19 protein-coding genes and 2 pseudogenes are annotated in these 21422 nt (G+C 53.4%); 14 read left to right on the top strand and 7 right to left on the bottom strand.

The window, feature by feature from the left end; all coding sequences use genetic code 11:
• Positions 1-11 precede the first annotated feature (11 nt).
• On the top strand, positions 12-242 hold the full coding sequence (locus tag FGL10_RS06865) for a hypothetical protein (protein WP_003709875.1): 231 nt from the start codon (positions 12-14) through the stop codon (positions 240-242).
• A 7-nt stretch (positions 243-249) separates the two neighbouring features.
• Here FGL10_RS06865 and hemN read toward each other — a convergent pair whose 3' ends face one another.
• Positions 250-1662: an oxygen-independent coproporphyrinogen III oxidase gene (gene hemN / locus FGL10_RS06860; protein WP_003709876.1), complete on the bottom strand. Its 1413-nt coding sequence runs from the start codon at positions 1660-1662 to the stop codon at positions 250-252.
• 134 nt (positions 1663-1796) lie between these two features.
• On the opposite strand from hemN, the gene fnr reads away from it, so the two are divergent.
• Positions 1797-2531: a fumarate/nitrate reduction transcriptional regulator Fnr gene (fnr, locus tag FGL10_RS06855; RefSeq protein ID WP_013448471.1), complete on the top strand. Its 735-nt coding sequence runs from the start codon at positions 1797-1799 to the stop codon at positions 2529-2531.
• A gap of 111 nt (positions 2532-2642) precedes the next feature.
• On the opposite strand, the gene FGL10_RS06850 is transcribed toward fnr, so the two are convergent.
• Positions 2643-3593, bottom strand: coding sequence for a CysB family HTH-type transcriptional regulator (locus tag FGL10_RS06850; protein ID WP_036469983.1), 951 nt, complete (start codon positions 3591-3593; stop codon positions 2643-2645).
• Positions 3594-3967: 374 nt separating this feature from the next.
• Between FGL10_RS06850 and FGL10_RS06840 the strand changes: the two genes are divergently transcribed.
• Positions 3968-4660: an OmpA family protein gene (locus tag FGL10_RS06840; RefSeq protein ID WP_003709883.1), complete on the top strand. Its 693-nt coding sequence runs from the start codon at positions 3968-3970 to the stop codon at positions 4658-4660.
• 604 nt (positions 4661-5264) lie between these two features.
• Here the strand turns inward: FGL10_RS06840 and FGL10_RS12090 are convergent.
• Positions 5265-5378, bottom strand: a pseudogene (locus FGL10_RS12090) (IS5/IS1182 family transposase); the annotation flags it as partial.
• A 22-nt stretch (positions 5379-5400) separates the two neighbouring features.
• On the opposite strand from FGL10_RS12090, the gene thiL reads away from it, so the two are divergent.
• Positions 5401-6357, top strand: a complete 957-nt coding sequence (gene thiL / locus FGL10_RS06830) for a thiamine-phosphate kinase (RefSeq protein WP_003709886.1) — start codon at positions 5401-5403, stop codon at positions 6355-6357.
• Positions 6350-6835, top strand: coding sequence for a phosphatidylglycerophosphatase A family protein (locus FGL10_RS06825; protein ID WP_003709887.1), 486 nt, complete (start codon positions 6350-6352; stop codon positions 6833-6835). The genes thiL and FGL10_RS06825 overlap by 8 nt, the downstream gene beginning before the upstream one ends.
• Before the next feature lie 59 nt (positions 6836-6894).
• Here FGL10_RS06825 and ettA read toward each other — a convergent pair whose 3' ends face one another.
• Entirely contained in the window at positions 6895-8571 is a 1677-nt protein-coding gene (gene ettA, locus FGL10_RS06820; RefSeq protein ID WP_003709889.1) for an energy-dependent translational throttle protein EttA, read from the bottom strand.
• A 389-nt stretch (positions 8572-8960) separates the two neighbouring features.
• Here ettA and FGL10_RS06815 point away from each other — a divergent pair, with 389 nt between their 5' ends.
• The 3 genes from FGL10_RS06815 (at position 8961) to pgmB (ending at position 13373) form a co-directional block, all read left to right on the top strand.
• A complete protein-coding gene (locus FGL10_RS06815; protein ID WP_003709890.1) occupies positions 8961-10316 on the top strand; it encodes an SLC45 family MFS transporter in 1356 nt (451 codons plus the stop codon).
• A gap of 120 nt (positions 10317-10436) precedes the next feature.
• Complete coding sequence (locus FGL10_RS06810) at positions 10437-12695, top strand: glycoside hydrolase family 65 protein (RefSeq protein ID WP_003709895.1); 2259 nt, start codon at positions 10437-10439, stop codon at positions 12693-12695.
• A gap of 12 nt (positions 12696-12707) precedes the next feature.
• Positions 12708-13373: a beta-phosphoglucomutase gene (gene pgmB / locus FGL10_RS06805; protein ID WP_003709897.1), complete on the top strand. Its 666-nt coding sequence runs from the start codon at positions 12708-12710 to the stop codon at positions 13371-13373.
• A 175-nt stretch (positions 13374-13548) separates the two neighbouring features.
• On the opposite strand, the gene nadB is transcribed toward pgmB, so the two are convergent.
• Entirely contained in the window at positions 13549-15057 is a 1509-nt protein-coding gene (gene nadB / locus FGL10_RS06800) for an L-aspartate oxidase (RefSeq protein ID WP_003709901.1), read from the bottom strand.
• Between the two features lie 51 nt (positions 15058-15108).
• Positions 15109-16221, bottom strand: a complete 1113-nt coding sequence (gene nadA / locus FGL10_RS06795; RefSeq protein WP_036470003.1) for a quinolinate synthase NadA — start codon at positions 16219-16221, stop codon at positions 15109-15111.
• 353 nt (positions 16222-16574) lie between these two features.
• On the opposite strand from nadA, the gene FGL10_RS06790 reads away from it, so the two are divergent.
• The 6 genes from FGL10_RS06790 to FGL10_RS06760 all read left to right on the top strand — a co-directional run bounded on the left by FGL10_RS06790 (position 16575) and on the right by FGL10_RS06760 (position 21049).
• On the top strand, positions 16575-17513 hold the full coding sequence (locus FGL10_RS06790) for an NUDIX hydrolase (RefSeq protein ID WP_003709906.1): 939 nt from the start codon (positions 16575-16577) through the stop codon (positions 17511-17513).
• A gap of 229 nt (positions 17514-17742) precedes the next feature.
• On the top strand, positions 17743-18624 hold the full coding sequence (gene nadC / locus FGL10_RS06780) for a carboxylating nicotinate-nucleotide diphosphorylase (RefSeq protein WP_036469986.1): 882 nt from the start codon (positions 17743-17745) through the stop codon (positions 18622-18624).
• A gap of 27 nt (positions 18625-18651) precedes the next feature.
• Positions 18652-18888: a hypothetical protein gene (locus tag FGL10_RS06775; protein ID WP_003709909.1), complete on the top strand. Its 237-nt coding sequence runs from the start codon at positions 18652-18654 to the stop codon at positions 18886-18888.
• A gap of 206 nt (positions 18889-19094) precedes the next feature.
• Entirely contained in the window at positions 19095-19376 is a 282-nt protein-coding gene (locus FGL10_RS06770) for an ArsR/SmtB family transcription factor (RefSeq protein WP_003709912.1), read from the top strand.
• A gap of 59 nt (positions 19377-19435) precedes the next feature.
• Entirely contained in the window at positions 19436-20206 is a 771-nt protein-coding gene (xth, locus tag FGL10_RS06765; RefSeq protein WP_003709914.1) for an exodeoxyribonuclease III, read from the top strand.
• A 273-nt stretch (positions 20207-20479) separates the two neighbouring features.
• Positions 20480-21049, top strand: coding sequence for a hypothetical protein (locus FGL10_RS06760; RefSeq protein ID WP_003709915.1), 570 nt, complete (start codon positions 20480-20482; stop codon positions 21047-21049).
• 191 nt (positions 21050-21240) lie between these two features.
• Here the strand turns inward: FGL10_RS06760 and FGL10_RS12085 are convergent.
• Positions 21241-21354 (bottom strand): annotated as a pseudogene (locus FGL10_RS12085) (IS5/IS1182 family transposase); the annotation flags it as partial.
• Positions 21355-21422: the final 68 nt, after the last annotated feature.

The raw sequence follows: 21422 nt of genomic DNA, 5'->3' as shown, positions 1-21422 counted from the left end.
GTGAAATACTGATGCCGTCTGAACCCGTGTTCAGACGGCATTTTGTTGATGGAATGTACGGGCTTGTGCCTTATGCACAATCTGTTCTGTCGGGATATGCCGTTTGGTATCTTGGTTTCGGAACGGTCGGATACAAAGGTGCGGAACGTTATGATATGCCGCCGCCTGTTCTTGAAAACACTTATCCTGCCGACAGCAAAATGCCGTCTGAAAAAGCCTTTCAGACGGCATTGGTACGTTGAAAACCGGTCACACCGTTTGCGAATATTTCGCCTTGGTTTTCTTGTGGCGCAAGTGGTAGTCGAACACCATAGCGATGTTGCGGATGAGGAAGCGACCCTTCGGGGTAACGGTCAGCCCCTGCTTGTTCAGGCTGACGAGTCCCAAATCTGCAAGTTTTTCCAAATCGGCGAGTTCGTCTTTGAAGTAACGGTCGAACGGAGTGCCGGATATGTCTTCGTAAACACGGTAGTCGAGCGCGAAACGGCACATCAAATCCTGAATAATATTGCGGCGCAGGATATCGTCCTGATTGAGCTGATAACCGCGCATAACGGGCAGTCTGCCTTCGTCGATAGCGGCATAGTAGGCATCGATGTCGCGTTCGTTTTGGGAGTAGGTATTGCCGATTTTACCGATGGACGACACGCCGATGGCAACCAGGTCGCAATCCGCATAGGTCGAATAACCTTGGAAATTGCGTTGCAGCAATCCTTTTTCGAGGGCGACAGACAATTCGTCGTCCGGCTTGGCAAAATGATCCATACCGATGAAGACGTAGCCGCGTTCGGTCAGGGTTTGGACGCAGTATTGCAGCATATCGAGTTTTTCCTCGCTGCCGGGAACGGCGGCGGTATCGATGCGTCGTTGCGGTTTGAAAACATGCGGCAGGTGGGCGTAGTGATAAAGGGCGAGCCGGTCGGGATCGAGCGACAAAACAGTATCGATGGTGGTTTTGATGCTTTCGGAAGTCTGATACGGCAGGCCGTAAATCAAATCGACGCTGACGGATTTGAACCCTGCCTCACGGGCGGCATCGATGACTTCTTTGGTTTCTTCGTAACTTTGGATGCGGTTGACCGCCGCCTGCACTTTGGGGTCGAAATCCTGAATGCCCACACTCATACGGTTGAAGCCGAGTTTGCCCAGTTTGAGGACGGTTTCCCGGCTGACTTTGCGCGGGTCGATTTCGATGGAGTATTCCCCGTCCGGAATCAGTTGGAAATATTTCCGTATCATCTCAAAGACGCGTTCCAACTGATTGTCGCTCAAAAAAGTCGGCGTGCCGCCGCCGAAGTGCAGTTGGGCAAGCTGGTGCCGCCCGCCCAAATGCGGGGCAAGCAGCTTCATTTCTTTTTCAAGATATTCGATATAGGCATCGGCGCGGCCCTTGTCTTTGGTAATGATTTTGTTGCAGCCGCAGTAGTAGCAGATGGTATTGCAAAAGGGGATGTGGATGTAAAGGGAAAGCGGTTTGTTTGACGCATCCGCGCCGCGCGAATGCAGGGCTTCAAGATATTCCTTTTCGCGGAAACCGCCGTGGAAACGGTCTGCGGTAGGGTAGGAGGTGTAGCGCGGGCCGCTGGACGGGAGGCCGGCAATCAGCTCGCGGTCAAACTCGGGACGGGTATTGTGATTGTTCTGTATCTGTATAATTTTCATGGTGCGTGTTCGATTTTATGATGTTCGTCAAATTTTGGATAGTTTGGTAAAATGCCGCCGTATGATAAACCTGTCTTGATATGTGTCAACAAATACACAATCGGGATGGGGCAAAACGCACAAAAAGGTACGGTATGGCTCCGCATAATACTACACATCAGATGAAAACGCTGTGTTCTTCCTGTTCCCTGAGGGAACTCTGCCTGCCTGTCGGGCTGCTGCCCAACGAGTTCAGCCAACTCGATGCCGTCATCCGCCAAAGCCGCCGCCTGAAAAAAGGCGAATACCTGTTCCGTGCCGGCGAAGCCTTTACCTCGCTCTTTGCCATCCGTTCGGGTTTCTTCAAAACAACCGTCGCCAGTCAGGACGGACGCGATCAGGTAACGGGTTTCTTTATGTCGGGCGAACTCATCGGTATGGACGGCATCTGTTCCCACGTGCACAGTTGCGACGCGGTCGCCTTGGAAGACAGCGAGGTATGCGAGCTGCCGTTTACCCATATCGAAGAACTCGGTCAGAATATCCCCAGCCTGCGTACCCACTTTTTCCGTATGATGAGCCGCGAAATCGTGCGCGACCAGGGGGTAATGCTGCTTTTGGGCAATATGCGTGCCGAAGAGCGGATTGCCGCCTTTCTGTTAAACCTTTCCCAACGCCTTTATTCGCGCGGTTTTGCCGCCAACGATTTCATCCTGCGTATGTCGCGCGAAGAAATCGGCAGCTATATCGGCCTGAAACTCGAAACCGTCAGCCGCACATTGTCCAAATTCCATCAGGAAGGGCTGATTTCCGTCGAACACAAACACATCAAAATCCTCAACCTGCAGGCGCTGAAGAAAATGGTGTCCGGCTGTTCGCACGCCATTTGATGCGCCGCCGTCCGGCAGGCGGCATACGGGCGGGCATTTCCCCGAAAAACACTTTCAGACGGCACGGGTGTCCGTCTTCGCCCGCAAAATATGCCGTCTGAAGGCAGGACGCTAAATCGAGAAATCTTCTCCGACGGGGGTGTACAAAATCCTATCCACCTTCTCGCGCGTCAAATGCGGCGCAAACGCTTGGATAAAGTCGTAGGCATATCCGCGCAAATAAGTGTCGCTGCGTAAGGCAATCCAAGTCGGGGAAGGTTCGAACAAATGCGCGGCATCCACAAGCTGCAAATCGCCGTCCGTATCCGGGTTGTAAGCCATCTTCGCCATCAGGCCCACCCCCAGCCCCAAACGCACATAAGTCTTTAATACGTCCGTATCCGCCGCCGCCAACGCGACATCGGGCCGTTCCAAACGGGCTTTGGCGAATGCCCGTGCGATGCTGCTGCCCGCATTGAATGCAAACTCATAAGTAACCAGCGGAAACCTTGCCAAATCTTCAATGCGGAGGGGGTTTCTGCACTCGAGCAGCGGATGATCGCCCGGTACGATAACCGCGTGCGTCCACTCATAACAGGGAAGCCCCGCCAGTTCCGGCCCGTCGTCTATCCGTTCCGTGACAATCGCCAAATCCGCCTCGCCCGAAGCAGTCATCCGCACAATGGCGGACGGGCTTCCCTGTTTGATGGTCAGATTGACCTTCGGGTAGCGTTTCACGAAATCGGCAACAATCAGGGGCAGGGCATAACGCGCCTGCGTATGCGTCGTGGCAACCGTCAGCGAACCGCTGTCATGCCCCGTAAACTCGCTGCCGATGTTTTTAATGTTCTGCACATCGCGCAAAATACGCTCCGCAATATCCAAAACCGCCTTGCCCGGCTGCGAGACGGAAACCACGCGCTTGCCGCTGCGGATAAAAATCCGAATGCCGATTTCCTCTTCCAATAACTTGATTTGTTTGGAAATGCCCGGTTGCGAGGTAAACAAGGCTTCGGCTGCTTCGGAAACATTCAGGTTGTGCCGGTAAACTTCCAAGGCGTATTTCAATTGCTGTAATTTCATATCGGTCCGGTATATATTCTGTATCGGTGGCTGCATATCGTTTGCAATCTACCACATTTTCTTGCCGCTAAGGTACGCGGCGTTGCCGGCAAGTTTGTTGTTTTTGTGCAACGGCAGGGGCGCGATACGGCGGCAATCCCCCTAACATAATCTCTAACATAATGAAGTAAAATTAATTTTTCAACCTGTCCGGGCATCGGGACGCAGACCGTCCCATACTTGTTTTCAGGCGTTGAGTATTGACAGTCCGCCCCGGGTTTCTTTATAGTGGAGACTGAAATATCCGATTTGCCGCCAAGTTTTACAGCGGCCCGTATGTTGGCAATTCAGCAGCTTCTCCTGTATCTGCTGTACAAATTTAATGAGGGAATAAAATGACCAAACAGCTGAAATTAAGCGCATTATTCGTTGCATTGCTTGCTTCCGGCACCGCTGTTGCGGGCGAAGCGTCCGTTCAGGGTTACACCGTAAGCGGTCAGTCGCACGAAATCGTACGCAACAACTATGGCGAATGCTGGAAAAACGCCTACTTCGATAAAGCAAGCCAAGGCCGCGCAGAATGCGGCGACGCGGTTGCCGCCCCCGAGCCTGCCGCCGTCGTGGAACAGGCTCCGCAATATGTTGACGAAACCGTTTCCCTGTCTGCCAAAACCCTGTTCGGTTTCGATAAAGATTCATTGCGTGCCGAAGCCCAAGACAACCTGAAAGTATTGGCGCAACGCCTTGCCCAAACTAATGTCCAATCTGTCCGCGTCGAAGGCCATACCGACTTTATGGGTTCTGAAAAATACAATCAGGCTCTGTCCGAACGCCGTGCCAACGTAGTGGCAAACTACTTGGTCAGCAACGGCGTACCTGCTTCCAAAACTTCTGCCGCCGGTCTGGGCGAGTCTCAAGCGCAAATGACCCAAGTTTGTGAAGCCGAAGTTGCCAAACTGGGTGCGAAAGCCTCTAAAGCCAAAAAACGCGAGGCTCTGATTGCGTGTATCGAACCTGACCGCCGTGTGGATGTGAAAATCCGCAGCATCGTAACCCGTCAGGTTGAGCCTGCACACAATCATCACTAACACTAAGGCGGGGCAATATCCTGCCTATGTATGAGGTTGGCGGATTTTATACCGGATGCTGTTGCAGTGTCCGTTTAACGCCGGCCGGCATTGATGATGTGAAAAAACCCCGCTTTTGCGGGGTTTTTTTTGGATGGTTTTCTGAAACAGTTATTGTCAGAATCGGGGCAGATTCAGGTTTGGGTTCAGGTTCAGGTTTGTGTCCCATTGCAGCTCCCTGTCGGTTGAAACTCTGATTTTAAGGCGGTAGGATGCGGGTTTGCCCATAGCAAAAGGGATAATTCATATAAATTCACACCTTCCCCTCATTGTGAAAGGGATGGAATCGTGCCCGATGTGTGCGGCACTGTATGCCGGATATGGTTTTATCCCCATTCCTTTTTGCTTGGAAATCAGCCGCTTGCGGAAATTGAACCTAATCGGTGGCGGATTGCATTCGGGGCGGCGCGCAGTGCGGTGCTTTATATGTGGTTTGCGTGTTGAAACAGGGTGGTCGGTGCATACGGGTACGGTATGGTAAAGGCGGTGCGGCTTGAAATACGCTGAAACACCGGATAAGCCGCTTTTATTGTTTGTACGGCCTTTGCTGCCTTGCTATGATTTATAGTGGATTAAATTTAAACCAGTACATCGTTGCCTCGCCTTGCCGTACTATTTGTACTGTCTGCGGCTTCGTCGCCTTGTCCTGATTTAAATTTAATCCACTATAAATTGGCTTTACTCGCCGGATATTTTGGGATATGAAAGAATTTGACTTCATCAAACGGTATTTGCAAACAGGCACGGATAAGGATGTCGTATTGGGCATAGGCGACGATGCGGCGATTGTCCGCCCGCGCGAGGGTTTCGATTTGTGTTTCAGTGCGGATATGCTTTTGAAGGATAGGCATTTTTTTGCAGATGTCAAACCTGAAGACTTGGCTTGGAAGGTTTTAGCCGTCAATATTTCGGATATGGCGGCAATGGGTGCGATACCGCGTTGGGTGCTGCTGAGTGCGGCGTTGCCCGAATTGGATGAGGTATGGCTGAAACGGTTTTGCGGCAGCTTTTTTGATTTGGCAAAAAAGTTTGGCGTAACGTTAATCGGCGGCGATACGACCAAGGGCGATATGGCGTTCAATGTAACCATTATCGGCGAATTGCCGAAGGGGAGGGCATTGCGGCGTGATGCGGCGGTTGCGGGCGACGATATTTGGGCGTCGGGGCGTGTCGGTATGGCGGCGGCGGCTTTGAACTGCCGTCTGAAACGGTGTGTGTTGCCGGATGATGTGTTTGCCGAATGCGAACAAAAGCTACTCCGCCCCGAGCCAAGGGTTGGGCTGGGGCTTGCGCTGTTGCCGTTTGCCAGGGCGGCGCAGGATGTTTCAGACGGCCTCGCGCAAGATTTGGGGCATATCCTGACCGCTTCCGGCGTGGGGGCGGAAATTTGGGCCGATTCGTTGCCGTCTTTATCTGTATTGAAAGATATTTTGCCCCGAGCGCAATGGCTGTCTTATACTTTGGCGGGAGGTGATGATTACGAGCTGGTTTTTACCGCATCGGAAAGTTGCCGCAGCCGCGTGCTTGATGCGGCGGAACGGTGCGGCGTGCCGGTAACGCGCATCGGCAAAATCAACGGAGGATGCCGTCTGAAGGTTTTAGATGCCGGCGGCAGGGAATTGGAACTACATTCTTTAGGATTCGATCATTTTGGCTGATTTTAAACCTGATTGGGCGTGGCTGCGGCAGCGTCCCTTGCGTTTTTTGGCTTTCGGTTTCGGCAGCGGGCTGGCTCCGTTTGCGCCGGGAACATTCGGTACTTTGGCGGCACTGCCTTTGGCATTTGTGCTGATATTGGCGGGTGTGGACGGATGGCTGCTGGCATTGTTGTGCGCCGTGCTGTTTGTTTGGGGCATACGCATTTGCGCGTGTGCGGAAAAGGAAAGCGGAGTATCCGACCACGGCGGCATCGTGTGGGATGAAATCGTCGCGATGATGTTTGTGCTGGCTTTCGTTCCGTTTAAATGGGCGTGGTGGCTGGCGGCGTTCGTCCTATTCCGTCTGTTTGACGCGCTCAAACCGCTCCCCGTCGGCTGGTTTGACAAAAACCTGCACGGCGGCTTGGGGATTATGGCGGATGATATGGCGGCTGCGGTGATGACCTTGATTGTCTTGAGGATTGCGATGCTGTTTTAAACGGTGCTGCCTTGTAAAAATGCCGTCTGAAAGCCTTTCAGACGGCATTGCTTCGTGGGTTAACGCGTTACCGGTTTGTATTTGATGCGTTTCGGTTTCGCGCCTTCTTCACCCAAACGGCGTTTCTTGTCGGCTTCGTATTCCTGATAGTTGCCGTCGAAGAACACCCATTTGGAGTCGCCTTCGCAAGCCAAGATATGCGTAGCAATACGGTCGAGGAACCAACGGTCGTGCGAAATCACCATCACGCTGCCGGCAAATTCCAGCAACGCGTCTTCCAGCGCGCGCAGGGTTTCTACGTCGAGGTCGTTGGACGGTTCGTCCAGCAGCAATACATTGCCGCCGCCCAACAAGGTTTTTGCCAAGTGCAAACGTCCGCGTTCGCCGCCGGAAAGCTGCCCCGCGATTTTGCTTTGGTCGCTGCCTTTGAAGTTGAAGCGTCCCAAATATTGGCGGGCGGGAATTTCAAACTGCCCGACCTGCAAAATGTCGCGGCCTTCGGCAATGTTGTCGAACACGGTTTTGTCGTTTTGCAAACCTTCGCGGCTTTGGTCAATCAAGCTCATTTTCACGGTTTGTCCGATTTTCACCTCGCCGGAATCAGGCTGCTCTTTGCCCGAAATCATTTTGAACAGTGTCGATTTACCCGCGCCGTTCGGGCCGATGATGCCGACAATCGCGCCCGCAGGTACTTTGAAGCTCAAACCGTCAATCAGCACTTTATCGCCAAACGATTTGGAAACATTCACAAATTCAATCACTTCATTACCCAAACGCTCGGCAACAGGGATAAAGATTTCCTGCGTTTCATTGCGTTTTTGGTATTCATAGTTGCTCATTTCTTCAAAACGAGCCAAACGCGCTTTGGACTTGGCTTGGCGGCCTTTGGCATTTTGGCGCACCCATTCCAATTCCTGCTTCATCGCCTTCACGCGCGCGGCTTCGGATTTTGCCTCGTTTTCCAAGCGTTTTTCTTTCTGCTCCAGCCAAGACGAGTAATTGCCTTTCCACGGAATACCGTGTCCGCGGTCGAGTTCCAAAATCCATTCGGCGGCGTTGTCGAGGAAGTAGCGGTCGTGCGTTACCGCAACGACTGTGCCGGGGAAACGCACCAAGAATTGCTCCAGCCATTCCACCGATTCCGCATCCAAGTGGTTGGTCGGCTCGTCCAGCAGCAGCATATCGGGCTTACTCAACAAAAGTTTGCACAAAGCCACACGGCGTTTTTCACCGCCGGACAGATTGCCGATTTTGGCATCCCAATCAGGCAGGCGCAGCGCGTCGGCAGCGATTTCCAATTCGTGTTCCGCACCGCCGCCCGTGGACGAACCCGCCGCGATAATCGCTTCCAAGCGGCCCTGTTCTTCTGCCAGCGCGTCAAAATCCGCATCGGGATTAGCGTACTCGGCATACACTTCCTCCAAACGTTTCTGCGCGGCAGCCACTTCGCCCAAACCGCTTTCCACTTCCTCACGCACGGTTTTCTCTGGATCAAGCTCAGGCTCTTGCGGCAGGTAGCCGATTTTAATGCCGCCCATCGGCACGGCTTCGCCCTCAAATTCCTTATCCACACCCGCCATAATCCGCAGCACGGTGGACTTGCCCGCGCCGTTCAAACCGAGCAAACCGATTTTCGCGCCGGGGAAGAAAGAAAGGGAAATATCTTTAATGATGGTTTTCTGCGGCGGCACAACCTTGCTTACGCGCAGCATAGAATAGACGTATTGTTGGGACATAGTTTTCTCGTTTTCATCAAACAAATTTCAGACGGCCATTTTAACCGATAATTTGATTTAAGCCAGTTTATCCGCGAACCGGTATTGCCAAAATCGGGCAGGATTCATAAAATCCGCCTATCCCTTTGAAATTATACAGACAAAAAAAATAATAATGATAGGGGATCGCCGCACCGGCAACCATTTCGGATTTTCCAAAGCAAATATAGTGGATTAAATTTAAATCAGGACAAGGCGACGAAGCCGCAGACAGTACAGATAGTACGGAACCGATTCACTTGGTGCTTCAGCACCTTAGAGAATCGTTCTCTTTGAGCTAAGGCGAGACAACGCCGTACTGGTTTAAATTTAATCCACTATACTTTTCAAATCAAAAAAGGATTTACCTTATGTCGGAATATACGCCTCAAACAGCAAAACAAGGTTTGCCCGCGCTGGCAAAAAGCACGATTTGGATGTTGAGCTTCGGCTATCTCGGCGTTCAGACGGCCTTTACCCTGCAAAGCTCGCAAATGAGCCGCATTTTTCAAACGCTAGGCGCAGACCCGCACAATTTGGGCTGGTTTTTCATCCTGCCGCCGCTGGCGGGGATGCTGGTGCAGCCGATAGTGGGCTACTACTCAGACCGCACTTGGAAGCCGCGCTTGGGCGGCCGCCGCCTGCCGTATCTGCTTTACGGCACGCTGATTGCGGTTATCGTGATGATTTTGATGCCGAACTCGGGCAGCTTCGGTTTCGGCTATGCGTCGCTGGCAGCCTTGTCGTTCGGCGCGCTGATGATTGCGCTGTTGGACGTGTCGTCGAATATGGCGATGCAGCCGTTTAAGATGATGGTCGGCGATATGGTCAACGAGGAGCAGAAAAGCTACGCCTACGGGATTCAAAGTTTCTTAGCGAATACGGGCGCGGTCGTGGCGGCGATTCTGCCGTTTGTGTTTGCGTATATCGGTTTGGCGAACACCGCCGAGAAAGGCGTTGTGCCACAAACCGTGGTCGTAGCATTCTATGTGGGCGCGGCATTACTGATTATTACCAGTGCGTTCACAATCTTCAAAGTCAAAGAATACGACCCGGAAACCTATGCCCGTTACCACGGCATCGATGTCGCCGCGAATCAGGAAAAAGCCAACTGGTTCGAACTCTTAAAAACCGCACCTAAAGCGTTTTGGACGGTTACTCTGGTACAGTTTTTCTGCTGGTTTGCCTTCCAATATATGTGGACTTACTCGGCAGGCGCGATTGCGGAAAACGTCTGGCACACCACTGATGCGTCTTCCGTAGGTTATCAGGAGGCGGGCAACTGGTACGGCGTTTTGGCGGCGGTGCAGTCGGTTGCGGCGGTGATTTGTTCGTTTATTCTGGCAAAAGTACCGAATAAATACCATAAGGCGGGTTATTTCGGCTGTTTGGCTTTGGGCGCGCTCGGCTTTTTCTCCGTTTTCTTCATCGGCAACCAATACGCGCTGGTGTTGTCTTATACCTTAATCGGCATCGCTTGGGCGGGCATTATCACTTATCCGCTGACGATTGTGACCAACGCCTTGTCGGGCAAGCATATGGGCACTTACTTGGGTCTGTTTAACGGCTCTATCTGTATGCCGCAAATCGTCGCTTCGCTGTTGAGTTTCGTGCTTTTCCCGATGCTGGGCGGCTTGCAGGCCAATATGTTTTTGGCGGCGGGCTTCGTGCTGCTGCTGGGCGCGTTTTCCGTGTTCCTGATTAAAGAAACGCACGGCGGCGCATAATCTTTTTATTTATCGGCAGAAAGACCGTCTGAGACTTCTGCCGACGCTTTATCCGATTCAATAAGGCAAACCGTATTTCCAAACGGTTTGCCATAAAACCATCAAAACAGGAGCTTTACGATGTACACAAGAATTATGGAAATCAGCCCTTGGACGCTGCGTTCGGCAAAACTGGAAAAAGAACACAAACGGCTGCAAGAGAGCCTGACCAGCTTGGGCAACGGCTATATGGGTATGCGCGGCAGCTTTGAGGAAACCTACTCCGCCGACAGCCACTTGGGCACCTACATCGCCGGCGTGTGGTTTCCCGACAAAACCCGCGTCGGCTGGTGGAAAAACGGCTATCCCAAATATTTCGGCAAAGCCATCAACGCGCTCAATTTCAGCAAAGTCAAAATCTTTGTCGACGGGCAAGAGGTGGACTTGGCGAAAAACGACGTTGCCGGCTTCGCCGTCGAACTCGATATGCGGCACGGCGTATTGCGCCGCTCGTTCACCGTATTCGGCGTGCGTTTCGATGTGTGCAAATTCCTGTCCGTCGCGCAAAAAGAGCTGGCGGTTATCCGCTGGGAAGCCGTATCCGTTGACGGTAAAACCCACCAAGTCCGCATCGATTCCATCATCGATGCCGACGTGAAAAACGAAGACTCCAACTACGAAGAAAAATTCTGGCAGGTATTGGACAAAGGCGTTTCAGACGGTCTCTCCTACATTGCCACCCAAACCGTCGCCAACCCCTTCGGCGTGGAACAATTCATCGTCAACGCCGAGCAAACCTTCGCCGGCAGCTTCAAAGCCCTAGGCGGCAGCCAAACCGACTGGCAGGTCTCCAATTCTTTCGAGGCCGAAGTCGGCGGCACGCCCGAAACCTTTGAAAAACGCGTGATTGTTACCACCAGCCGCGATTATCAGGGCTTGGAAGCAGTGAAAGCCGCAGGTCGCGCCTTGTCGGAAAAAATCGCAGGCGTTGCGTTTGAAACCTTGCTGGACGCGCACAAAGCAGGCTGGCTGCACCGTTGGGAAATCGCCGACGTGGTCATCGAAGGCAGCGACGAAGCGCAACAAGGCATCCGCTTCAACCTGTTCCAACTGTTCTCCACCTACTACGGCGAAGACGCGCGACTGAACATCGGCCCGAAAGGCTTTACCGGCGAAAAATACGGCGGCGCGACCTATTGGGACACCGAAGCCTACGCCGTGCCGCTCTACCTCGCGCTGGCTGAACCCGAAGTTACCCGCAACCTGCTGCAATACCGCCGCAACCAACTGCCGCAGGCGCAGCACAACGCGCGCGAACAGGGCTTGGCGGGCGCACTCTATCCGATGGTAACGTTTACAGGCATCGAGTGCCACAACGAATGGGAAATCACCTTCGAGGAAATCCACCGCAACGGCGCGATTCCTTACGCCATCTACAACTACACCAACTACACTGGCGACGAGGGCTATCTTGCCAAAGAAGGCTTGGAAGTCTTGGTCGAAGTGTCCCGCTTCTGGGCGGACCGCGTCCACTTCTCCAAACGCAACGGCAAATACATGATTCACGGCGTAACCGGCCCGAACGAATACGAAAACAACATCAACAACAACTGGTACACCAACACCCTTGCCGCTTGGGTATTGGACTACACCCGCGAAGCCTTGGCGAAATACCCGCGTCCGGATTTGAACGTGCGCGCCGCCGAGTTGGAAAAATGGGCGGACATCAGCGCGAATATGTACCGTCCGCATGACGAAGAACTCGGCGTATTCGTGCAGCACGACGGCTTCCTCGACAAAGACATCCGCCCCGTGTCCGCGCTTTCGCCCGACGATTTGCCGCTCAACCAGAAATGGTCGTGGGACAAAATCCTGCGTTCGCCCTTTATCAAACAGGCGGACGTATTGCAAGGCATCTATTTCTTCGGCGACCGTTTCAATATCGACGAAAAACGCCGCAACTTCGACTTCTACGAACCGATGACCGTGCATGAAAGCTCGTTGTCGCCGTGTATCCACTCTATTCTCGCCGCCGAACTGGGCAAAGAGGAAAAAGCCGTGGAAATGTACCGGCGCACCGCCCGCCTGGACTTGGACAACTACAACAACGACACCGAAGACGGCCTGCACATTACTTCTATGACCGGCTCGTGGCTCGCCATCGTCCAAGGTTTCGCCCAAATGAAAACTTGGGGCGGCAAACTCAGCTTCGCACCGTTCCTGCCGGGCGCATGGACAGGCTACGCCTTCCATATCAACTACCGAGGCCGTCTGATTAAAGTCGCCGTCGGCAAAGAAAACGTCGTCTTCACCCTGCTTAAAGGCGAACCGCTCGATTTGCAGGTGTACGGCAAAGACATCACGCTCAACGGCAGCCACACTGTCGCGTTGGAAAAATAAGGAGGGCGAAAAATGACGTTTACCGCTGTGCTCTTCGATCTCGACGGTGTCATCACCGATACCGCCGAATACCATTACCGCGCATGGAAAAAGCTCGCCGAAGAACTGGACATCGGCATAGACCGCAAGTTTAACGAGCAGCTCAAAGGCGTGTCGCGCGACGATTCGCTCAAACGCATCCTCGCGCACGGCGGCAAAACCGTCGGCGAAACCGAGTTCGCCGAACTGACCCGCCGCAAAAACGACAACTACGTCGAGATGATTCAGGCAGTCAAACCCGAAGACGTGTACCCCGGCATTTTGCCGCTGCTGGAAGCATTGAGGGCAAACGGCAAAAAAATCGCCCTCGCGTCCGCCAGTAAAAACGGCCCGTTCCTGCTCGAACGCATGGGGCTGACCCACTTCTTCGACGCCATTGCCGACCCTGCCGCCGTCGCGCATTCCAAACCCGCCCCCGACATCTTCCTCGCCGCAGCCGAGGGCGTGGGCGCGGACATCCGCCGCTGCATCGGCATCGAAGACGCAGCAGCAGGAGTAGCCGCCATCAAAGCCGCCGGCGCCTTGCCTATCGGCGTGGGCAAAGCCGAAGACTTGGGCAGCGACATCGCGCTGGTGTCCGACACCGCCGAGCTGACCTACGCCTACCTGCAAAACGTGTGGGCACAGTCGGGCAGGTAAAACGCGTCAGATAAAGTGTTAAGGAAGTAAAAGGCCGTCTGAACAGTGTTTCAGACGGCCTTTTTGCTTTTAGAACAGAATGATAACCCAACTTACGCAACCATAAAAACCGAATGCCAATTTCTTAACCATGCTATTCAAATTTATTTGAACGATTTTCTCTGACCTGCCAACCTTAACAATCACTATTAAAATGCGCGCCGATGTTTTGCCGCCTTGCGTATGCGGCTTGGGCGACGGCGAGGCTGCATTCGAGCAGGTTGCGGTTTTCGTATTCGGACGCGGTGTGCGGTTCGGCTTGGTTTTGCTTCCAAAGCCACAGTTGGGCGATGGCGCGGCGCAGGCCGGTATCGTTGCGGAGGATGCCCAAATGGCGTTGGTTGAACGCTTGCAGGACGGGGCGGCTGAATGCGCTTTGGATGCCGTCTGAAAAGATGCCTGCTTCGGCGGAGGGGTGTTCAGACGGCCTTTTGGGCGGTGCGGTTTGGAATGCTTGTCCGTCTGCGATGGTTTGGGCGGCAAGTTTGGCGGTAACGACACATTCGAGCAGGGAGTTGCTGGCGAGGCGGTTGGCTCCGTGCAAGCCGGTGCAGGCGGTTTCGCCTAAGGCGTAGAGCTGCGGCAGGGAAGTTCTGCCGCAGGGGTCGGTTTGGATGCCGCCGCAGGTGTAGTGCTGCACGGGGCGGACGGGGATGGCTTGGCGCGTAATGTCCAAACCGCATTGGGACAGGCAGTGCCGATGGATGGACGGGAAATGCTGACGGACGAACGCTGCGGATTGGCGGCTGATGTCGAGCGAGACGAAGTCTTGCGTTTGTTTGGCGATTTCGGCGGCGATGGTGCGGGCAACGATGTCGCGCGGCGCGAGTTCGGCGCGGCGGTCGTAATGCGGCATAAACCGTTCGCCCGCTTGGTTGGTCAGGATGCCGCCTTCGCCGCGCACGGCTTCGGAAATCAGGAAGGTGCGGCCGTTTTCAGACGGCCTTGCCAAGCCTGTGGGGTGAAATTGGATAAATTCGAGGTTTTCGACTGCGCAGCCTGCGCGTATCGCCATGGCGATGGCGTCGCCCGTGCATTCGGGCGGCGTGGTGGTGGCGGCGTAAATCTGTCCCAAGCCGCCGCCTGCGAGTACGGTATGGCGGGTGCGGATGCGGTAGGTTTCTTGCGTTTGGCGGTTGAGGACGGTCAGCCCGCACGCCGCGCCTGATTCGGTTTGGATGTCCAACGCCATCTGCCGCTCGCAAACTCGGATGTTCGGGCGGCGGCGTATTTGGGCAATCAGGCTCTGCATGACGGCTTCGCCCGTGTAGTCGGCGACGTGGGCGATTCGGCGGCAGGTGTGCCCGCCTTCGCGCGTCAGGTGCAAGTCGTTATTATTTTGGTCGAACGCTACGCCCTGCGTCAACAGCCATTCGATTGCCGGTTTGCCCTGCGACAGGATGGTGCGGACGGCGGCTTCGTCGCACAAACCCGCGCCCGCTTCCAAAGTATCGGCAACGTGTTTTTCGATATCGTCCTCTCCCGACCACGCCGCCGCAATCCCGCCTTGCGCATGACGGCTGGCAGTGTCGTCCAGCCGGTTTTTGCACAAAATGACGATGCGGAACGATTCAGGCAGCGACAGGGCGAGCGTCAGTGCCGCCAGCCCGTTTCCGGCAATCAATACGTCGCAATCGGTTTGCATGGTGTTGTCCTTGTTTGAGAGGTCGTCTGAAACGGCAATATAGACGGCAAATCAGGCGGGGCCCATGCCGTTGAACACATCTTTTTTCTTCAGCCCTGCCGCGAAGTCGAGCATACGCTGCAAAGGCAGTTTGGCGGCTTCGCCCAGCTTTCTGTCCAACAGGATTTCGTTACGTCCGCTTGTCAGGGCGTATTTGATGCCGCCCAGCGAATTCATCGCCATCCACGGACAGAACGCGCAGCTTTTGCAGCTTCCGCCGTTGCCCGCCGTCGGTGCGGCGATAAATTCTTTGTCGGGCGCCTGCTTTTGCATTTCGTGCAGGATGCCCAAATCGGTCGCCACGATGAATTTTTTTTCGGGGCGCGATACGGCGGCTTTCAGCAGTTTGCTGGTCGAGCCGACCACGTCGCCCAGTTCGATGACGCTTTGCGGCGATTCGGGATGAACCAGCACCACCGCGTCGGGATGTTCCGCCTTCAACGCCGCCAATTCCTGCCCTTTGAATTCGTTATGGACGATGCACGAACCCTGCCACAGCAGCATATCCGCGCCCGTTTCGCGGCGGATGTAGTCGCCGAGGTGGCGGTCGGGTCCCCAAATCAGCTTCTCGCCGCGTGATTTCAAATACGATACGATTTCCAACGCCACTGAAGACGTTACCACCCAGTCGGCACGCGCTTTCACGGCGGCGGAAGTGTTGGCGTACACCACTACCGTGCGGTCGGGGTGTTGGTCGCAAAACGCTGAAAACGCTTCTTCCGGGCAACCCAAATCTAAAGAACATTCCGCCTCCAAATCAGGCATCAGCACCGTTTTTTCAGGGCAGAGGATTTTCGCGCTCTCTCCCATGAAGCGCACGCCCGCCACCACCAATGTATCGGCTTCGTGTTCCGCGCCGAAGCGCGCCATTTCCAGCGAATCGCCCACGCATCCGCCCGTCTCCAAAGCCAAATCCTGAATCAGCGGATCAACGTAATAATGCGCCACCAAGACCGCGTTTTTCTCCTTCAGCAAAGCCTTGATTTCGTCTTTCAGACGGCCTGCCGTCTCGCGGTCAGGCGTGTCGGCAACCTTTGCCCACGCCTGACGGATTTGGCAGGCGGAAGTCGGGGTTTGGATGAGGGGCATATCGTAATCGAACGAGCGGCGGGCGGCGGTTTGCATGATGTTTCCTTGTAGCTGTTTTTCAGACGGCATGAAGGTTTGCCGTCTGCTTTTCAAACTGTTTTTACATTATGCTCAACTTGAGTATAATATGCAAGGTCGTCTGAAAACAGGTTTGCGATACCGCAAAACCGACCTGCTTGTTCCGACAAGCCGCTTTGGTTTATAGTGGATTAACAAAAACCGGTACGGCGTTGCCTCGCCTTAGCTCAAAGAGAACGATTCTCTAAGGTGCTGAAGCACCAAGTGAATCGGTTCCGTACTGCTTGTACTGTCTGCGGCTTCGTCGCCTTGTCCTGATTTTTGTTAATTCACTATACAATAAAGCCTTTCCCACCCGCAGAAAGCCGAGCATGGACACCTACCCCGAAGCCGAAGCCCCGCCGCAAAGCATCGTCGAGCTGGTTCCCGTATTGATTGCCGTTACCGACGGCGGCCTGCGGGTGTTGACCGTCGCCCAAGGCACGCTCCTGCCCAACGGCCCGCTCTCCCCCCTGCGCAATTCCCTGCAGGCAGGCGTGAAGCTGTGGATCGCCAAGCAGACTTCGCAGCCTATGGGCTATGTGGAACAGCTTTACACCTTTGTCGATACCCACCGCCGCAACGAACACGGCATGCCCGTCTTGTACGTCAGCTATTTGGGGCTGGTGCGCGAGGCAGCCGACAGCATCCTGCATCCCGACGCGAAATGGCTGGACTGCTACGGCTATTTCCCGTGGGAAGACTTGCGCACCGACGGCGGGCAGCGCGATGCCGTCGTCAGCCGACTGCGCATTTGGGCAAACTCGGCGGACACGGAGGAAGTCCGCCAAAAGCGGCTCAAGCGCATTCATTTGTGCTGGGGGGTCGAACCGGAAAACTGGTCGGAAGAATACGTTTTGCAACGCTATGAAATGCTGTATGAAAGCGGTCTGATAGCGGAAGCCGCCGAGCCGCAGGCAAACTTCGACTTCGCGTTCACGGGGCAGCCCATGCGTCACGACCATCGCCGCGTGCTGGCAACCGCCCTGTCCCGCCTGCGCGCCAAAATCAAATACCGCCCCGTGATTTTCGAACTGATGCCGCCCGAATTCACGTTGCTGCAACTGCAAAACAGCATCGAAGCCATCAGCGGCAGATTGCTGCACAAGCAAAACTTCCGCCGCCAGATTCAGCAGCAAAACCTTATCGAGCCGTCGGATGCCGGCGTATCGGGCAGCAAAGGCCGTCCTGCGCAGCTTTACCGCTTCCGCGACGACGTCCTGCCCGACAGGCTGATTTCGGACATCGGACTGCCGCTGGGCAGCCGTTAGCCCGTTTTCAGACGACCTATAGTGGATTAACAAAAATCAGGACAAGGTGACGAAGCCGCAGACAGTACAGATAGTACGGAACCGATTCACTTGGTGCTTGAGCACCTTAGAGAATCGTTCTCTTTGAGCTAAGGCGAGGCAACGCCGTACTGGTTTAAAGTTAATCCACTATAAAATGAAGTTTTGCCCCATCGGTGCAACATCAATCTTTTTCGACAAAGGAAACCTCATGCCGTCTGAAAACACCCTCTTTTCCCTGCCCGACACCCTGTTGCGCCCCATAGTCGAACAAGCCTTGAGCGAAGACTTGGGCAGGCGCGGCGACATTACGTCCGCCGCCGTCATCGCCCCCGATAAAACCGCCAAATTCTTCCTCGTCAGCCGCGAAGACGGTGTTATCGCCGGCATGGACTTGGCGCGCCTCGCCTTTCAGACAATGGATCCGTGCGTCCGCTTCCAAGCCGAAATCCGAGACGGGCAAGCCGTCCGCGCAGGTCAGTCGCTTGCCGCCGTCGAAGGCAACGCACGCGCACTGCTCGCCGCCGAACGCACCGCGCTCAACTACCTCACGCACTTGAGCGGCATCGCCACCGCCACCGCGCGTGCCGTTGCCGAAATCGCCGAATACGGTACAGATATCGTGTGCAGCCGCAAAACCATCCCCCTGCTGCGCGTCCTGCAAAAATACGCCGTCAGGGCGGGCGGCGGCGTGAACCACCGCATGGGTTTGGACGATGCCGTACTCATCAAAGACAACCACCTCGCCTATTGCGACAACATTGCCCAAGCCGTGCAGCAGGCAAAACAGGCGGTCGGACCGTTGACCTGCGTGGAAATCGAAGTGGACACGTTGGCACAACTGGACGAAGCCATCGCAGCGGGCGCGGAACGGATTTTGCTGGATAACATGGACGACGAAACCCTGAAAGAAGCGGCAAACCGCTGCCACACGCAAACCGCCCATCCCCACACCGTCTATTGCGAAGCATCGGGCGGCATCGGCTTCGACCGACTGAAGCGCGTAGCGCAAACCGGCGTGGACGGCATCGCCCTCGGCTATCTGACCCACAGCAGCCGTTCGTTGGACATAGGTTTGGATTTCGTGGCGTGAGTTTTAGGGTGCGGGCGGCTGTCTGATATGTCAGGCAAGGAACCGCTTAACCGTAATCCGGTTATTGCCTCAGGGAGGGAATGCCGTCTGAAAGATTCTTCAGACGGCATTTTTCGTAAAGGTCGTGATGCTTTAGAAAAAACAGCATTTCAGGCAGGTATTTTGTTTGCCCGACAGCGCGGAGGCATCGGCAGGGCAAGGTATGCGGCGCTTGTAAGGTATCTTTTGAATAATACGGATGATTCCGACGCATCGGCAGGATAGGGAAAAGGACGGGCGCGGCAGTTTTATGCCGTCTGAAAGCCCGCCTTTACGCTTGTTTGCAAAAAAAGTGGGAAAAGGAACATACAATCCTGTACAATCATCCATAAATATTTGATTTATAATACGATTTATAAAGATAATCACAATCATCCATATCTGTCGCCCGTCAATCCGCTTGGCGGGCGGCAAAGGTTTTAGGAATACCGATGAACACAATACCGCTCCACACCATACTCAAACTTATGGCGCATCCCGAACGTATGGCGATACTGATCCAACTGTTGGACAGCGAACGCAATATCGCCGAATTGGCAAAATCCTTATCCCTGCCGGCCACCGCCGTTTCCGGCCATTTGAACCGCCTGAGGGCGGGCGGGCTGGTGGATTTTACGCGTTACCACCGCATTATCGAATACCGCCTGGTTTCCGAAGAGGCGGCGGAGATTTTGCGGACAATCCGCGATTTGGCAAACAAACGCGCGGTATAGTGTTAAAATCCTTTCCTTTTGCCGTCTGAACGTTTCAGACGGCATTTTTCGGAAATGTTATGAAAATCACCACTTGGAACGTCAATTCGCTCAATGTGCGGCTGCCGCAGGTGCAAAACCTGCTTGCCGACAATCCGCCGGATATTTTGGTTTTGCAGGAACTCAAACTCGATCAGGACAAGTTTCCCGCAGCCGCCTTGCAGATGATGGGCTGGCACTGTGTTTGGAGCGGGCAGAAAACCTACAACGGCGTGGCAATCGTCAGCCGCAACGCGCCGGAAGACGTGCATTTCGGTTTGCCCTCCCTGCCGGACGATCCGCAACGGCGCGTGATTGCGGCAACCGTCGGCGGCGTGCGCGTTATCAATGTCTATTGCGTCAACGGTGAGGCTTTGGACAGCCCCAAATTCAAATATAAAGAACAATGGTTTGCCGCGTTAACCGAATTTGTCCGCGACGAAATGACCCGCTACGGCAAACTGGTGCTGCTGGGCGATTTCAATATCGCGCCTGCCGATGCGGACTGTTACGACCCTAAAAAATGGTATGAAAAAATCCACTGTTCGTCCGTCGAACGGCAGTGGTTTCAAAACCTGCTGGATTTGGGATTGACCGACAGCCTGCGCCAAGTCCATCCCGAAGGCGCGTTTTACACATGGTTCGACTATCGCGGCGCGATGTTCCAACGCAAACTGGGCCTGCGTATCGACCATATTTTGGTGTCGCCTGCGATGGCGGAGGCGTTGAAGGATGTCCGCGTCGATTTGGATACGCGCGCTTTGGAACGTCCGAGCGACCACGCGCCCGTAACGGCGGAATTCGATTGGTAAAAGGCAGTGTTTTAATATGGCGTTGATAAACATCTTTATCTTTAAATTATTCAATAGGATAACTTTCTATCTGACTGAAAAATAATTGCCTTTCCCGGCAAACAGCCGGAATCGGCGGATTGTTCAAACACAGCCTATTTTCCTGAAAAATTTACAAAATCCATAGGTTTAATATCAGATTTTGGAGCAGTAAAATTTATTATGTACACTAATCCAAAACAAAATCAAATATTGAAAACTAGATTTATTATCGAATAAATAGAAAGCCGTCTTATGTATAGTAATAAATTAATAACCCTGTTTTTTCTATTGCCTTTATTGTGCCATGCAGTTGAGTTTGATGAAACTCAATATAACAACTGTAAAGATAGACCTATGTTATGTGCTGCTAGAATTTATTCTCCCAAAGGCAATAACTATAAATCTATATGGTATGACGACAATGGCAAGTTAGCATTTATAGCCTTTACTAATCAACAAATGGAAAATCAAGGTCGCCCATCTCTAGCGATGTTTATTAGTGATGACAAAATATCTGATACCAATATTGATGAATTTTTAGCATCTTTCGATCCTGATAAATATCGAATATTTCATGATCCAAGATATAAATTTTTACCATTAGTATGTGAAACTCATTGTAATCCTTATTCTCTTTTTAATATTGATAACAAATTTAAACCTGATGAGAAAGATAAAATCTTTTTTTCAATCCCGACAGATAACACAGATTTTTATAAGAGTTTTTATTTAAATAAGGATTATATAGAAGGTATATATCCTGGTAGGCGCAATGTCAGCTATTACAAAATATCTGCAACAGATAATGGAATAGTTCCGTAGCAACTGTATTTTTCACCCCGTCTGACAAAAATACAGTTGTTACGGAACTGATTCCCGCCTGCCGGGAATGACGGGATTTTGGTTTTCTGTTTTCGTGGGAATGACGGAATAAAAGAAGTTGAAATAATGAAGTAAAAAACGTGATGTGCGATTTGGGCTTGTGCAGGTAGGAAACGTCAAGTTGTGTGAGTGATGAAATATAGTGGATTAAATTTAAACCAGTACATCGTTGCCTCGCCTTGCCGTACTATTTGTACTGTCTGCGGCTTCGTCGCCTTGTCCTGATTTAAATTTAATCCACTATAAAAATGCCGTCTGAAAGGTTTTCAGACGGCATTTGTTCGCGGGCCGCACCCGGGCGGTTTTGGAACAA

The sequence above is a fragment of the Neisseria lactamica genome (genome assembly GCF_901482445.1).
GTDB classification, from domain to species: Bacteria; Pseudomonadota; Gammaproteobacteria; order Burkholderiales; family Neisseriaceae; genus Neisseria; species Neisseria lactamica.
The sequence above is the reverse complement of the archived record's forward strand: the minus strand, read 5'-3'. Positions and strand labels throughout refer to the sequence as shown.

What these genes read in the sequence shown, in the direction of transcription:
- FGL10_RS06865 (WP_003709875.1), top strand. Translation starts at nt 12, where the DNA reads ATGCCGTCTGAACCCGTGTTCAGACGGCATTTTGTTGATGGAATGTAC.
- hemN (WP_003709876.1), bottom strand. Translation starts at nt 1,662, where the DNA reads ATGAAAATTATACAGATACAGAACAATCACAATACCCGTCCCGAGTTT.
- fnr (WP_013448471.1), top strand. Translation starts at nt 1,797, where the DNA reads ATGGCTCCGCATAATACTACACATCAGATGAAAACGCTGTGTTCTTCC.
- FGL10_RS06850 (WP_036469983.1), bottom strand. Translation starts at nt 3,593, where the DNA reads ATGAAATTACAGCAATTGAAATACGCCTTGGAAGTTTACCGGCACAAC.
- FGL10_RS06840 (WP_003709883.1), top strand. Translation starts at nt 3,968, where the DNA reads ATGACCAAACAGCTGAAATTAAGCGCATTATTCGTTGCATTGCTTGCT.
- thiL (WP_003709886.1), top strand. Translation starts at nt 5,401, where the DNA reads ATGAAAGAATTTGACTTCATCAAACGGTATTTGCAAACAGGCACGGAT.
- ettA (WP_003709889.1), bottom strand. Translation starts at nt 8,571, where the DNA reads ATGTCCCAACAATACGTCTATTCTATGCTGCGCGTAAGCAAGGTTGTG.
- FGL10_RS06815 (WP_003709890.1), top strand. Translation starts at nt 8,961, where the DNA reads ATGTCGGAATATACGCCTCAAACAGCAAAACAAGGTTTGCCCGCGCTG.
- FGL10_RS06810 (WP_003709895.1), top strand. Translation starts at nt 10,437, where the DNA reads ATGTACACAAGAATTATGGAAATCAGCCCTTGGACGCTGCGTTCGGCA.
- pgmB (WP_003709897.1), top strand. Translation starts at nt 12,708, where the DNA reads ATGACGTTTACCGCTGTGCTCTTCGATCTCGACGGTGTCATCACCGAT.
- nadB (WP_003709901.1), bottom strand. Translation starts at nt 15,057, where the DNA reads ATGCAAACCGATTGCGACGTATTGATTGCCGGAAACGGGCTGGCGGCA.
- nadA (WP_036470003.1), bottom strand. Translation starts at nt 16,221, where the DNA reads ATGCAAACCGCCGCCCGCCGCTCGTTCGATTACGATATGCCCCTCATC.
- FGL10_RS06790 (WP_003709906.1), top strand. Translation starts at nt 16,575, where the DNA reads ATGGACACCTACCCCGAAGCCGAAGCCCCGCCGCAAAGCATCGTCGAG.
- nadC (WP_036469986.1), top strand. Translation starts at nt 17,743, where the DNA reads ATGCCGTCTGAAAACACCCTCTTTTCCCTGCCCGACACCCTGTTGCGC.
- FGL10_RS06775 (WP_003709909.1), top strand. Translation starts at nt 18,652, where the DNA reads ATGTCAGGCAAGGAACCGCTTAACCGTAATCCGGTTATTGCCTCAGGG.
- FGL10_RS06770 (WP_003709912.1), top strand. Translation starts at nt 19,095, where the DNA reads ATGAACACAATACCGCTCCACACCATACTCAAACTTATGGCGCATCCC.
- xth (WP_003709914.1), top strand. Translation starts at nt 19,436, where the DNA reads ATGAAAATCACCACTTGGAACGTCAATTCGCTCAATGTGCGGCTGCCG.
- FGL10_RS06760 (WP_003709915.1), top strand. Translation starts at nt 20,480, where the DNA reads ATGTATAGTAATAAATTAATAACCCTGTTTTTTCTATTGCCTTTATTG.